Consider the following 13,160-nt stretch of genomic DNA (forward strand, 5'->3'; position numbering starts at 1 on the left):
TCTCACGCCTGCGGCACCTCCGCCTCCACCAGCGTTCCGTGGCCGGGGCTGCTGAGGATGCGGTAGCGGCCGCCGCGGCTCTCGACGCGCTCGCGCATCTGCATCAGGCCCAGGCCCCCCGCGCTGCTGACCCGCCCAGAAATCTGCTCGGGGTCAAACCCCGCGCCGTCGTCCTGCACGCGCAGGGTGACACGCTCGCCACCGTGCAGGGTGACGGTGACCTCACGGGCACGGGCGTGCTTGGCGACGTTGTTGAGGCTTTCTTGCAGGATGCGAAACACCATCGCCTCGTCCCCCGGCGCAAGGTGAATATCGCCGGTCACGTTGAGTGTGGTGCGCAGGTTGTTCTGCTGGCCGAAATCCTCCACGTAGCGCCGCACGGTCTCCAGCAGGCCGTAGCGTTCGAGGTCGATGGGGCGCAGCGCGAAGATCGAGCGGCGAACCTCGCGGATCTGCTCGCGCAGTAGGGCGGTGGCGGCCCGCACCTCCGCCTCCGCCCCCTGCGGATCACTGTGCAGTTGCCGAGCGACCAGGTCGAGCTTCAGGGCACAAAAGGCGAGAGACTGCGCCACGCCGTCGTGAATCTCGCGGGCGATGCGGGCCCGCTCATCACTGATGGCGAGCTCTTCGGAGTACAGGTAGGCGCGGGCATTGCGCACCGCCAGCGTGGCCTGCCCCACCAGCAGGGCGAGCAGGGGGAGGCGCGCCTCCGCAAAGGCGTCTGGGCGGGCGTCTCCCAGAACCAGCACGCCGACCAGGCCCTCCTCGTCGCGCATGGGAAGGCCCAAAGCACTTTTGGCCTCGGGAAACACCTCGGCCGCCTCCTGGGGGCTGGCCACCAGCGGGGTGCCCGCTTCGGCCACCCGCGCCACAAAGGCGGGGGCTGGAGCGCCGCCGCCGCTTTCACCGCCCGCGTGCCCGGAGTACTCCAGTCGCAACAGGCCGTCTTGGTCCCGCAGGTACACGGCCCGCGCCCCGGCCCCCACCCGCTCGGCCATGTTGTGCGTGACGCGTGCGAGCAGCCGGCGCATGTTGCGCTCGGCGCGGATGGACTGGTCTACGCTGTGGAGGGTCATCAGGTCGAGGGTGCGTTGCCGCGCGGCTTCCACCCCGGTCGCCACCTCGGCGGCGAGGGCCTGCGCGAGCGCCTCCGTTTCCGGCGTGGGGGGGGTATCGAAATGCAGCGCGAGCGCGCCTCCCCCCGGAATGGCGACGCGCAGGGGATAGAGCGGGGTGCCGGGGCGCTCCGGTTCCTCCCGGGTGGCCGAGGCGCTGAGCCCGCCAGGAATGGTCAGGGTGGCGCGGGCTGCCCCGGTCGCCCGCACCGCCCCCCGCGCCGCGACCTCCACCACCGCACCCATATCAGGGGCGTCGGTCAGGTCGCGCATGAGTTCCTGCACCGCCTGAAGCCGCCCGTGCGAGGCGCTGAGCTGGGCGTAGGTGAGGCGCAATTCCTGCTCGGCACGCTCCCGGGCCCGGGTGCCCTCCGCAATCCATTCCACCGTAAAAAAGGTCACCGACGGCCCCACCAGGCCGTAGAACAGCAGGTGCGCCCAGATCTCCCGCACCGGATGGGCAAGCTGCGCGATGCCAAACTCCACCACGGCCACCACGAGCACGATCAGGGGCGGCAGCACATTCCGCACCAGCTTCACCCGGTCCGACAGCGGCACCCCCCGTGGGGCAGGTGGCGGCGAGGACAGGGAGGCGGGCGAGTCGGTCATGAGGACAGTCTAGGGATGCGGGGCCCACGAACCGTGACCGGAGTTGGGAGACCGCCTGCCGCCTTCGCCCCGGGAGAGGCGGAAACGGCGCTCTATCACTCCGTGGTCTCGGGCCCCGTCACCGTCCCGCGCCGAGCGGCATCCGCCACCTTCCACGCCACCTGCCGCAGAAAGCCCCGAAAGAGGCGGCTCTCGGCGCTGCTCATCAGGGCGCGGTCAAGCATCGCGCGCCACAGCCGCAGCGTGTGGCGGGCGCGCACCGCGTCGGTGTAGCCGATCAGCTCCATCGTGGCGTGCAGGTGGCCGTAGAGGGCCTCCATCTCCTCGCGGGTGGCGGTCTTGCGTTCGTAGGCAGGCGTCTCGTCCTGTGCCTGCAAAAACTCGTAGCACACCAGCAAGACGGCTTGGGCGACGTTGAGGCTCGCGTACGCGGCGGTCGGGACCCGTACCGTGAACTGACACTGCTCCAGGTCGCTGTTGACGAGTCCGGTCTCCTCCGGCCCAAACACCAGCGCGGGTGCCGAGGCCGCGCGCACCAGGCCCCTGACCTGGGCGGGGTGCCGGGGTGGAGGCAGGTCCGCGCGAACGCGGGCGGAGGTGCCTACAGTCAGGTCACGGTCGGCGAGCGCCTCGCGCAGGGTGGGATAGATGCGCGCTTCCCGCAGCAGGTCGGCGGCGTGCACCGCCATCGCCACCGCCTGACTGTCCAGGGGGTCGCAGCGCGGCGCAACCAGCCGCAGCTCCCGCGCGCCCATATTCAACATCGCGCGGGCGGCCGCCCCGATGTTGCCAGGCGTTTTGGGGGACACGAGGACAACGGCGAGATTCACGGTTCCGATGCTAGCGCGGGCAGGGGGCGAGGGAGCTCAAGAGGCGCTTAAGGCGACCGGCCCTCGCCAGCCCTAGCCTGGAGCCTATGCCTGCCCCTGATCGCCCCCGCACCGCCCTCCTCCTTCACGCCTACCCCCTCTCCGCCGCCATGTGGCAGGAGCAGCAGGCTGCGCTCGAGGGGGCGGGCCTGAACGTCCTGGCTCCGAACCTGCCCGGCTTCGGTGGGGCCAAGGGGGCCATCACCTCCCTCGCGGCGACGGCCCGTGACCTGCTGGCGACCCTGCCGCCGGAGCCCGTCGCGGTGGTGGGCCTCAGCATGGGGGGCTACCTCGCGCTGGAACTGCTTGCGCAGGCGCCGGAACGCTTCGGGCGCGCCGTGCTTGCCGACACCTCCGCCCGAGCGGATGACCCGCAGAAGCAGCAGGACCGCCGCGAGCAGGCGGAGCGCGTGCTGCAAGAGGGCCAGGGCTTTATCATCGAGGCCGCCCGCGAGGAACACCGGCCCGAAACCTTCGCCCGTATCCGTCCCATGATCGAGTCCGCGACGCCGCAGGGCATTGCGGGAGCGCTGCGGGCGATGGCAGACCGGGCCGACCACCGCCAGACACTGCGGGGTTTGGATGTGCCGCTTCTCGTCCTTGTCGGCGCAGAGGACACGCTCACGCCGCCGGACCTGGCGCAGGAGCTGGCCGAACTGGGGCGCGGCGAGCGGCACGTGATTCCCGGGGCGATGCACCTCGCCAACCTGGACGCGCCACAAGCCTTTACCGCGGCGCTGCTGGACTTTCTGTGCTGACTCCACTCAGGCGCTCATACAGCGCGAGGTAATGCCGAGCAGGGTTCTCCCAGCCGAAGTCGAGCGCCATGCCGCGTGCCATGCGGGTCTGCCAGGCAGCACGGTCTTCGAACGCGGCGCGGGCTTCCTGGCAGGCGGCGGCCAGAGCCTGCGGCGTCGCGGGGGCAAAGCGGAAGCCCACCTCACTCGGCACGGTGTCCACCAGCCCGCCCGTCTCGCGCACGATGGGCAGGGTGCCGTAGCGCAGGGCGATCATCTGCGATAGGCCGCAGGGCTCGAAACGGCTGGGCATGGCAAAAGCGTCCGCCCCGGCATAGATGCGGTGCGCCAAAGCCTCGTTCAGGCCAGCCACAAAGGCGACGCGCGGATGATAACTCCACCCGCGTAGCGCTGCGGTCAGCAGGGGATCGCCGCCCCCCAGCACCACCACGTTCCAGCGCTCGGTGAGTTCCGGCAGCGCCTCGATCAGGAGGTCCATCCCCTTTTGGTCCGCCAGGCGGCTCACCACACCCAGGATGGGCGCCCCGTCCAGCTCGAACTCGGCCCGCAGCCGGGCGCCGTTGGCCGCCTTGCCCGCCGGGTCCGCATAGGGCTGAATCTCGGGGTCAGTGCGCGGGTTCCAGCGGTCCTGGTCAAGCCCGTTCAGAATCCCGCTGAGGCGGCTCGCCCGTGCGAGGCGAACCAGCACCCCATCCAGGCCCTCGCCGTACTGCGGGGTGGTGATCTCCTGGGCATAGGTCGGGCTCACGGTGGTGACCTGTTCGGCAAACACCAGGCCCGCTTTCATCAGGTTCAGGTCGCCGTAGAATTCCACTCCCTCCGGGGAAAAGGCCCAGTCGGGCAGTCCTGTCCACGCCCGCGCCTCGCCCAGATTCCAGCGGCCCTGGTACTGAAGGTTATGAATGGTAAAGGCCGTGTGCCAGCCCGCAAGGTGCGCGTGGGCGACCACCAGCCCCGCCTGCCAGTCGTGGCCGTGCAGGAGGTCCGGCGTGAGGTCCAGCGCCTCCAGCACCGGCAGCACCGCCCGACCAAAGGCACAGAAGCGTTCCACGTCGTCGGGGTGGTACAGCCCAGGGCGCTCAAATTCGGGCAGCCGCACAAACAGAAAGCGGACGCCCCTCTCGCGGAGCGCGCCCACCCTGACCGGGCCGAGGCCAGACACCTCGCCGCGCCAAACCTCCTCGGGCGTGCCGGCGAGGGACGCGTACCACGGTGACAGCACCGTCACCTCCGCGCCCAGCCGTGCCTGCTCGGCGGGCAGGGCCGCGAGCACGTCGCCCAGCCCTCCCGAACGCGCAAAGGGAAACACTTCCGACGCCACGTGCACGACCCGCATGACCCGTACTCTACCCCGTTTGACAAGCTGGGCATGCACTGCTACACTTCCCCTCGCTCCAGGCCCCGGGCTCTTAGCTCAACGGTCAGAGCAGTCGGCTCATAACCGATTGGTTGCCGGTTCAAATCCGGCAGGGCCCACCACAGCTTCAAGGGTGCGGCAAGGGTAAGGGCGGTTAGCTCAGCGGTAGAGCACTCGCTTCACACGCGAGGGGCCACAAGTTCAAATCTTGTACCGCCCACCATCAAAGACCCCGGCTTCGGCCGGGGCTTTTTGTTGCCTTTTCCCCGCGCCGCGCCAGCCGGGCTTCCAGGCTCCGCTGCACGAGTTCGAGCAGGCTGCTGATCGCCCAGTAGATCAGCGCCGCGGCCAGATACGGCCCAAAGGGCTCGAAGGTGCGCGCGATCACCAGTTGAGCGCTGCGCAGCAGCTCGACCACCGTGATGACGGAAACGAGCGATGTGTCCTTCACCAGCCCGATCAGCGTATTTCCCAGGCTGGGGAGAGCCACCCGCGCCGCCTGAGGGAGCACGATCAGCCGCAGCGTCTGCCGGGGGGTGAGGCCGAGGCTGTAGGCCGCCTCCCACTGTCCGCGCGGCACGCTGAGGATGGCTGCGCGCATCGTTTCCGAGAGGTAGGCGGCCGTGTTGAGGGTCAGGGCCGTCACGCCGCCCACCAGCGGGCTGACCGTGACACCGAAGGCGGGCAGCCCGTAGTACACCATAAAGATCTGCACCAGCAGCGGCGTACCGCGCATAAAGGACACGTACACGCCGCTGACGGCCTGCAAGGGTGCGGCTTCCGAGAGCCGGGCCAGGGCGACGAGCAGCGCCAGCGGGAGCCCCAGCAGCATGGCCGCCAGCGCGTAGCCCAGCGTGATGGGCGCGGCGGCGAGCAGGGTGGGCAGCGCCGCCCAGGCACTCTGGAGGATGCGCTCAGCTTCCGAGATCATGCGCAGATGCTCTGGGGGCAGGAGGCGTCAAGGCTGGCTCACATCCTCACCAAACCACTGCTCGCTGATCCGGGCGTAGGTGCCGTTCGCCTTGATCTCCTTCAGCGCGCGGTTGATCGCCTCGCCCAGCGCCGTGTTCGTCTTCTTAAAGGCCACCCCGACGGGCTCGGGCTCGCCGACCACTCCGGCCCCCTCGACGGGCAGGTTGTCCTTGTTGATCAGGTAGCCCACCAGCAGACGGTCGTTGTACGCGGCGTCGATGCGCCCAGCCGCCAGGTCCGCCAGGTACTCCGGCGCGCCGGGGTAGGTCACCACCTCGATGCCGCCCACCTCCCGCAGCTGCTGCTCGAAGTTGCTGCCCAGGCCTACGCCGACCCGCTTGCCCCGGAGGTCTTCCAGCGTCTGGGGCTGAAAGTCACTGCCCTTGCGCACGATGATCTGCGGCTGGCTATAGGCATACGGCTCGCTGAAGCCAATGGTCTCCTGCCGTTCGGGGGTGATGCCCACCTGGTTGAGAATGACGTCGTACTTGTCCGCCTGGAGCCCGCCCAGAATCCCGCTCCACTCAGTGAGCACAAACTCAGGCCGCAGGTCCATCTCCTCCGCGAGCGCCCGCGCGATGTCCACATCAAAGCCGGTGAGGTTGCCCTGCTCATCTCGGAAGGTAAAGGGCGGGTAGGTGCCCTCCATCGCGATCTGCAGGGTGCCCGCCCGCAGGGTGGGTGGAGGAGTCACCGCCGTGCTCGTCTCGCCTGTTGTATCCGGCGACGTGGAAGGGCTTGTGGACTCGTTGGGCTTGCAGGCCGTGAGGGCCAGGGCCAGGGTTGTGAGCAGGAGCAGGAAACGCATCGGAACCTCGTTTCTGCCGCGTATGGCGCGACGTCAGAAGTTTCGAACAACTTTCTTCTGCAAAAGAGCGCGCGTCTTGACTGTTTCTGAAGGAAGGGAACGCTTGCCCACCGGCGTCTTGCCCCGCTGAGACCGCTGCGGGCCGACCTTTTCCCGTATGCTGAACGATCATGAGTGCCGTTATTCATCTCCAGGCGCTGGGTCTTACCGAGTACGAAGCCCGCGCCTACACTGCCCTGCTGGCCCTGGGACGAGCCGTGCCTGCCCGTGTCGCACGGCAGGCCGGCATTCCACGCCCCAAAATCTACGAGACGCTCGAACGCCTGGAAGGCCGGGGGTTGGCCGCGCGGGTCGGGCAAAATCCCTTGGAGTACGCTCCCCTCAGTGCCCGCGAGTACCTCGCCCGTGCCCGCCGGTCCTTTGACGACCGCCTGGGGGCCCTCGACCGCGACCTTTCCCGCTTGGCCCCCGATCCAGCTCCCGAGGCCGTCTATCACCTCTACGGCGAGGCGGCCATCCGCAGCCTGTGTGAGGACCTGACCCTCAATGCCCGCCGCAGCGTGTACCTCGCGGGTGAGCCTGTGCTTGCTGACCGCCTCGAACGCCTCACGCCCCGCGGCGTAGAACTGCACCGCGCCTCCCTGGAGGGCCTGCCCTCGATCGCCGCCGAGGGACAACGGGCTTTTTTGCTTGCCCGTGACGGGGAGGCTGCGGTTATCGCCCACTTTATCGAGGGGGGAGGAAGCGGTGAGGCGCACGGCGTTCATACCCATAATCCGGTTGTGGTGCACCTGATTGAGGGCTATGTTCAGCTGGCAGCGACGCGCACCGCCCCGGACCGTTGACAAGGAGAGGAGGCGCTGGTAATCTGACCGGGCCTTCGGGGCTGTGGCGCAGTTGGGAGCGCGTCTGAATGGCATTCAGAAGGTCAGGGGTTCGAATCCCCTCAGCTCCACCAAAGAGAGGCCCCGCCAGCGCGCGGGGCATTCCTCTCGGAAGGCGATGTAGCTCAGCTGGTTAGAGCGAACGACTCATAATCGTTAGGTCGACGGTTCAAGTCCGTCCATCGCCACCAAAACGCATCAGCAAGGGACCCGCCAGAACGGGTCTCTTGCTTTTATTCCCATAGGGACCTGGAGGCCAACTCCTCCAGTAAGGCCGCTGTGAGGCGTCTTTATCTATTCTTCATCCTGTGAGCGGTTTCTGCTCGGGCTGCGGCCCGCATTGAGGTTTATGTGACTGACCTTCCGACACCTCCCTTTTCCCTCAGTGCGCTCTACAGCAGTGACACGCCGTTCAAGGCCCTGATCGAACACAGCACGGACCTGATCATCCTGCTTGATGGGCAGGGCCATGTCCTGTACCAAAGCCCCTCGGTGCGGCAGTGCCTGGGCGGTAACCACGACTTCGGCGCCGGTTCGGACTGTGGCCAGGTCGCCTCCTTGCACCCGGAGGACCGCGAACGCCTGGTCCGGCAGGTGCTGCATTCGCCGCCCGGTGTCACCGTGACCCTGTGTCCCTACCGAATACGGCATGTCAGTGGCGCCTGGCGCTGGCTGGAGGGTACCGCCGTCAACCTGCGGCATGATCCCCGGGTGAGCGCTGTGCTGGTGCAGGTGCGCGACGTGACGGTACGCCTCCAGGCCGAGCAGCGTGCGCGCGCCCTGGAAGGGCTGGCGACCGCGTTGGCCGGTGCCAGCACCACGGCCGAGGTCGTGCAGGTCATTCTGCTGCAAGGGCTGACGGCCATGGGGGCGGTGGCTGGGGGCGTGCTGCGGGTGGATGGGGGAGAGGTCCACGTTCTGGGGAGCGCCGGATACCCCGAGGATGTCGAGCGTCCCTGGCGCAGCTTCTCCCTGATGGCTGGCATTCCCGCCGCGGACGCCATCCGTGAGGGCCGTGATCTGTTTCTGACCGCTGAGGACTGGGCCACCCTGTATCCGCACCTGCAACACGCCCGTGGCTCTGCAACGGGCAGTCATGCCGTGCTGACCCTGAGGCTGCGGGGACAGGTGACCGGCGCCATCACGCTTTCTTTTCGGGAGGACCGGGCCCTGAGCGAAACCGATCGCCAGCACCTGCGTGCGGTGGCGGCTCAGTGTGCGCTGGCGCTGGAACGCGGTGAGCTGAACGCGCAGCTGCAGCGGCAGGAACGCCGCTACCGCAAGTTGGCCGAGTACAGCTATGACCTGGTGACCCTTGTGGCGCTGAGCGGTGAGACGCTCTACATCAGCCCGGCCGTGCAGCACTTGTTGGGCTACACCCCGGAGGAGCGGCTGGGCGTGAATGTGTTCGAAGGCATCCACCCGGATGACCGTGACCGCGTGATGCAGGTGTTTCAGCAGGCGCTTGCCGCTCAGACGCCGCTGCTGGTCACGTACCGCTTTCAGCACAAGGACGGCCGGTGGGTCTGGCTGGAATCGACCGGCACGAACGCCCTGGAGGACCCGGACATCTGCGGCGTGGTGATCAACACGCGCGACGTCACGGCTCGCATCGAGGCCGAGGAGGCCCGCCGGCTCAGTGAACGTCGCCTGCAACTGTTCGAGGCGCAGTCCGGAAGCCTGATTCGCATCTTCAGTGACGACGGAACCTGCCTCTACGTGTCCTCAGCGGCGCAGAGCATGCTCGGGTACACACCCGAGGAGCTGCTGACCTACCGAATGAACGAGCTGATTCACCCGGAAGACGAACCTGCGGTGCAAAGAGCTTGGGTGACCCATACACCTGTTCCGCCCTACCGTCTGCGCCACCGTGACGGCCGGTACCTGTGGGTGGAAAGCAGCATTCGCTGGATCACCGACGAGACGGGCGCCGTGAGAGAGGTGCATACCACCACGCGGGATATCACCGCTCGGCAGGAGACCGAGGAGGCCCTGAGGCTGCAGCTCTGCCGCTTTCAGCACCTGGTGAACCTGACAGCGGAATTCGCGACGCAAGAGGCTTCTGAGCAGCCCATTCAAGCGGCCCTGGAGCACTGCCTGGACCTGACGGAGTATAACTACGGCTTCTACTTTCCGCTCAGGGGTGGCTGCCTGGGTGAGCCGCTGCGGGCCGGACAGGCGGCGGACGAGCTGTTTGTCTGGACGGCGCCGCTAGAGCAGCTCCACCGCAACGGAGAGATTGGCCGGGCCCTGCGGCGGCACGCGGCCTTTTTTGCTGGACCCTATGAGCCGGTATTGACTCCCCCCGAACCCCTGCCGCGCCCCGTGTGGACGTCGCTGGCGGTGCTGCCGGTGGTGGCCCACGGAGTCCTGCGGGGATTCATGGCCTTTGGAACCAACGACCGGGTGGAGGTGAGCGAGGAGAGCCGGCGGCTGCTGCTGGGCGTGAGCGAACAGGCCAGCCGCGCCATCGAGCGCAGCGTGCACCTAGAAGAACTCCAGCAGTCGCGCGAGGAGACCCTGCGTGCCCTGGGGCTGGCCCTGGAATACCGCGACTACGAAACCAAGGGACACACCGACCGAGTGGTTCACCTGACCGAGCGTTTGGGACGCGCGCTGGGCTTTTCAGGAAAGGACCTCGACGCCCTGCGCTGGGGTGCCTTTCTGCACGACACGGGCAAGGTGGCGATTCCCGACGCGATTTTGCTGAAACCGGGCAGGCTGACGCCCGAAGAATGGGACGTGATCAAGCGTCACCCGACCATCGGGTACGAGATGCTCGCGCACATCCCTTCCCTGCCTCCCACCGCCCTGGAAATCGTCCTGTACCACCAGGAGCGTTGGAACGGCAGCGGCTACCCGAAGGGGTTGGCCGGCACGGATATTCCACTTGCGGCCCGGGTCTTTGCAGTCGTTGACGTCTACGACGCCCTGACCAGCGAGCGGCCCTACAAGCGGGCCTGGACCCATGAGGCGGCGGCCGAGCAGCTGCGCAAGGAAGCCGGGGTCCTGCTGGACGCGCGTGTTGTGGACGTCTTTCTCCGGATTCTCGACCATACTGTTGTGCCAGAGGAGGTTGGCGGTGCCCTGGATTGACGCTCCCTTTGCCCGGCAGTCCAACGTGACCCTCGCCGGTTCCGGTTCCCGCACGCTGCTGTGTGCCCACGGGTTCTGCTCCCATCAGGGCATCTTCCGGCACCAGCTGCAGGCGTTTCAGGCCACCCACCGAGTGGTGGCCTACGACCTCGCGGGCTTCGGGCAGTCGGCTCCGGAGCTGTGGGACGCCGAGCGTCACAGCCGACTCGACGGCTATGCCGCCGACCTGGTGCGGCTGATCGACGAACTCGATCTGCGGCGTATCATCCTGCTGGGCGCCTCTATGAGCGCCATGATCGGCGTGTTGGCCTCGTTGCAACGGCCCGAGCGCTTCGAGGCCCTGGTGTTTATCGGGGCCAGCCCGCGGTATCTGAACGGCGCCGCGTACCACGGGGGGTTTGAGCGGGCGGAGGTCGATGCCTTTTACCGCCTGATCGAGCAGCAGGGAGACTGGCAGGGCGCCCTGACGGGCCTGCTGCTCAACCAGCCTGTCTCCCTGCCGCTTCAGGAGATCGCGCAGAGTGTCCGGGGCGTCAAGCCGGAGGTGGCCCGTGTGGTGGCGCGGGCGATCTTCGAGTCCGACTACCGCCCCCTGCTCGCCCAGGTGCGTCATCCGGTGCTCGTGACCCAGACGCGGGCGGACAGCGCCGTGCCGGTCAGCGTGGGCCTGTACCTGCGGGACAACCTGCCGCGCGCGGACCTGGTCTTTCTCCCCGGTGTGGGCCACCTCCCCCACTTCACTGAACCCGATCCATTCAACGGGGTGCTTCGGCAGTTCCTCGCCCGCACCTCAGCCGCCGAGGAGCCCTAGGGTGGCCCTGGGAACTCAGGCTTTTCTCTTGACTGAGGACAAGGAAAAGGGCTGATAGGGAGTTGTGCGACCACCCATTAGTCCACTGCCCTTTTGAACCCAAATCTTCGACTGGTGTGACTAGGCTCTGTCTGGCTGAATTTGGCAGGATGGCGAGATGGGACGGACGGATTTGACGGAGCAGCAGTGGGCCACTCTGGCCCCGCTGCTCCCCAAGAACCCAAAGAAGGGACACGCCTACAAGGACTATAAGCCCGTCCTGAACGGCATCATTTGGCGTGAGAAGACGGGGGCGCCGTGGCGAGACATCCCAGAGCGGTACGGGTCGTGGAAGACCTGCCATGACCGCTTCACCCGCTGGTCGCGGAATGGGGTCTGGGCCGAGATTCTAGCCGCCCCGCAACTGAAAGCCGATGCTGGGGGAAAGATGGATTGGGAAGGTGCAGCGGTCGACAGCACGCATGTGAAAGCCCACCGCAGTGCGGTGGGCGCACGAAAAGAACCGGCCAAGCTGGAAAAAAGGGGGTACTCGAAGACGAGTGGCTCGGCATCAGTCGTGGAGGACGGACCACCAAAATTCACGTCCTGATGGACGGGAAGTGTCGGCCCCTCAGTGTGCTGATCTCCGCTGGACAGGCGAGCGACCCAACCGACCTCGTCCCGCTTCTCGATGCGGTGCGGGTCGGGCGTTCGGCTCGGGGACGCCCCCGGAAGCGTCCCACAACCCTGCGGATGGATCGGGCGTATGGCGCGCGGCAATACCGGCGTGCCCTCAGGGCACGCAAGATCAGGTGCGTCTGTCCAGAACGTCAGGATGCCCGCAAGGCTCGGCTGCGGAAGGGCCAGCGGGGGGGGAGACCCCCGAAATTTGACGCACAAGCCGACCAGGGCCGCCAGGTCGTCGAAAGGGGCATCAATCGCCTCAAGGATTTTCGAGCCATTGCCACCCGGTACGAGAAGCGTGGTCACCAGTTTTTGGCCGGTGTCCACGTCGCTTGCATTCTTCTCTGGCTCTGAACCTTCAGCCAGACAGACCCTAGAGGACTATTGGCGAGGCCACTGGGGGATCGAGAACCGCAGCCATCACTGCCGAGACACCGTGCTGCACGAGGATCGCTGCCAATCGCTGCCAATTGCGAAAGGGCGCTCAGGGGCGCGCTGTTCTCAATGGTGTGGTCCTAGCCCTGCTGACCTCACAAACCCGTCACGTCACCGCACTTGTTCGCCAGCTCCGCCTCAACCCCTGGCCGCCCTCCGCCTCCTTATGCCTCAACCGGGTTGAGATAAAAGCCTGAGCTTTTCCCCCAACTGTTGATCATCTTTGCAGGCCTTGTAGTGGTGAGATGAGCGACCAAAGGCAAGGACCCGGCAGGCTCGACGTTCGCTGACGCCGTGATGGTCCTGGAGGTAGCGCACTGCACGGGCGCGACCACTTTTTTCCTACAACATCCTTCAGCATAACGTTGTCGAGCGCCAGGTCAGCCACCAGCTTCTTGAGCCGGACGTTCTCCTCTTCGAGCTGCTTGAGTCGCTTGGCACGTCGGTCTTGGGTTGGCGACCGTAGGTCGCCTTCCAGCCCTGGATGGTTTTCCGACTGATGCCACTCGAGCGGCTCACCGCCCAGGGTGGTCTCGCCGTTCTCGATGCGGTCCAGGATTTCGAGGACTTCTTCCTCACTGTGTCGTTCTTTCCCTATACGCTCCCCCTGTTCTGCCTGGGGTATCAGCACTGGACCTCAAAATGGGGGTCACGTCACGGGCTGGTGAAGAGAGAGTCTATGACTTCGCCCTCGAGGACTTCCGGGGTATCACCTGGCCGGTGTTGGTGTGTATGTCCGAGCGCCCGGACCATGATCCCAACATCCACCAGTTGCCTCCGGCA

The 13,160-nt window shown here is 66.9% G+C and carries 11 protein-coding genes and 4 tRNA genes; 9 read left to right on the forward strand and 6 right to left on the reverse strand.

The window, feature by feature from the left end:
• Positions 1-2 precede the first annotated feature (2 nt).
• Positions 3-1,724 carry a GAF domain-containing sensor histidine kinase gene (locus EI73_RS11285; protein WP_034386780.1) on the reverse strand — a complete coding sequence of 574 codons (1,722 nt, stop codon included), beginning with the start codon at positions 1,722-1,724 and terminating at the stop codon, positions 3-5.
• A 95-nt stretch (positions 1,725-1,819) separates the two neighbouring features.
• Positions 1,820-2,554 (reverse strand): RNA methyltransferase, encoded by a 735-nt coding sequence (locus EI73_RS11290; RefSeq protein WP_034386782.1) that lies wholly within the window; start codon positions 2,552-2,554, stop codon positions 1,820-1,822.
• Positions 2,555-2,640: 86 nt separating this feature from the next.
• Here EI73_RS11290 and EI73_RS11295 point away from each other — a divergent pair, with 86 nt between their 5' ends.
• Positions 2,641-3,351 carry an alpha/beta fold hydrolase gene (locus EI73_RS11295; RefSeq protein ID WP_034386784.1) on the forward strand — a complete coding sequence of 237 codons (711 nt, stop codon included), beginning with the start codon at positions 2,641-2,643 and terminating at the stop codon, positions 3,349-3,351.
• On the opposite strand, the gene EI73_RS11300 is transcribed toward EI73_RS11295, so the two are convergent.
• Complete coding sequence (locus tag EI73_RS11300) at positions 3,320-4,687, reverse strand: glycogen synthase (protein WP_034386785.1); 1,368 nt, start codon at positions 4,685-4,687, stop codon at positions 3,320-3,322. The genes EI73_RS11295 and EI73_RS11300 overlap by 32 nt on opposite strands.
• A gap of 67 nt (positions 4,688-4,754) precedes the next feature.
• Here EI73_RS11300 and EI73_RS11305 point away from each other — a divergent pair.
• Positions 4,755-4,830, forward strand: a tRNA-Ile gene (locus EI73_RS11305).
• 26 nt (positions 4,831-4,856) lie between these two features.
• Positions 4,857-4,931 (forward strand) — tRNA-Val (locus tag EI73_RS11310).
• Here EI73_RS11310 and EI73_RS11315 read toward each other — a convergent pair.
• Positions 4,932-5,639 (reverse strand): amino acid ABC transporter permease, encoded by a 708-nt coding sequence (locus tag EI73_RS11315; protein WP_051935502.1) that lies wholly within the window; start codon positions 5,637-5,639, stop codon positions 4,932-4,934.
• A 27-nt stretch (positions 5,640-5,666) separates the two neighbouring features.
• Entirely contained in the window at positions 5,667-6,488 is an 822-nt protein-coding gene (locus EI73_RS11320) for a transporter substrate-binding domain-containing protein (RefSeq protein WP_034386787.1), read from the reverse strand.
• A gap of 170 nt (positions 6,489-6,658) precedes the next feature.
• On the opposite strand from EI73_RS11320, the gene EI73_RS11325 reads away from it, so the two are divergent.
• From EI73_RS11325 to EI73_RS15975, 6 genes are all read left to right on the forward strand, one after another.
• Entirely contained in the window at positions 6,659-7,333 is a 675-nt protein-coding gene (locus EI73_RS11325; protein ID WP_034386789.1) for a TrmB family transcriptional regulator, read from the forward strand.
• Between the two features lie 37 nt (positions 7,334-7,370).
• Positions 7,371-7,446: transfer RNA gene (locus EI73_RS11330), tRNA-Ala, on the forward strand.
• Between the two features lie 40 nt (positions 7,447-7,486).
• Positions 7,487-7,563, forward strand: a tRNA-Met gene (locus tag EI73_RS11335).
• A 160-nt stretch (positions 7,564-7,723) separates the two neighbouring features.
• Positions 7,724-10,468, forward strand: coding sequence for a PAS domain S-box protein (locus EI73_RS15655; protein WP_051935503.1), 2,745 nt, complete (start codon positions 7,724-7,726; stop codon positions 10,466-10,468).
• Entirely contained in the window at positions 10,455-11,279 is an 825-nt protein-coding gene (locus tag EI73_RS11345; protein ID WP_051935504.1) for an alpha/beta fold hydrolase, read from the forward strand. The genes EI73_RS15655 and EI73_RS11345 overlap by 14 nt, the downstream gene beginning before the upstream one ends.
• Positions 11,280-11,436: 157 nt before the next feature.
• A protein-coding gene (locus EI73_RS15975) for an IS5 family transposase (protein WP_156103526.1) occupies positions 11,437-12,296 on the forward strand; the annotation gives its coding sequence in 2 pieces (ribosomal slippage) (positions 11,437-11,806 and positions 11,806-12,296; 861 coding nt in all).
• A gap of 298 nt (positions 12,297-12,594) precedes the next feature.
• Here EI73_RS15975 and EI73_RS16335 read toward each other — a convergent pair.
• Complete coding sequence (locus tag EI73_RS16335; protein WP_156103527.1) at positions 12,595-13,008, reverse strand: hypothetical protein; 414 nt, start codon at positions 13,006-13,008, stop codon at positions 12,595-12,597.
• Positions 13,009-13,160 lie beyond the last annotated feature (152 nt).

This window comes from Deinococcus sp. YIM 77859, assembly GCF_000745175.1.
Classification (GTDB): domain Bacteria; phylum Deinococcota; class Deinococci; order Deinococcales; family Deinococcaceae; genus Deinococcus.

Bases quoted from the DNA above. Each gene is read 5' to 3' on its own strand.
- EI73_RS11285 (WP_034386780.1), bottom strand. From the start codon at position 1,724: ATGACCGACTCGCCCGCCTCCCTGTCCTCGCCGCCACCTGCCCCACGG.
- EI73_RS11315 (WP_051935502.1), bottom strand. From the start codon at position 5,639: ATGATCTCGGAAGCTGAGCGCATCCTCCAGAGTGCCTGGGCGGCGCTG.
- EI73_RS11295 (WP_034386784.1), top strand. From the start codon at position 2,641: ATGCCTGCCCCTGATCGCCCCCGCACCGCCCTCCTCCTTCACGCCTAC.
- EI73_RS11320 (WP_034386787.1), bottom strand. From the start codon at position 6,488: ATGCGTTTCCTGCTCCTGCTCACAACCCTGGCCCTGGCCCTCACGGCC.
- EI73_RS11300 (WP_034386785.1), bottom strand. From the start codon at position 4,687: ATGCGGGTCGTGCACGTGGCGTCGGAAGTGTTTCCCTTTGCGCGTTCG.
- EI73_RS11325 (WP_034386789.1), top strand. From the start codon at position 6,659: ATGAGTGCCGTTATTCATCTCCAGGCGCTGGGTCTTACCGAGTACGAA.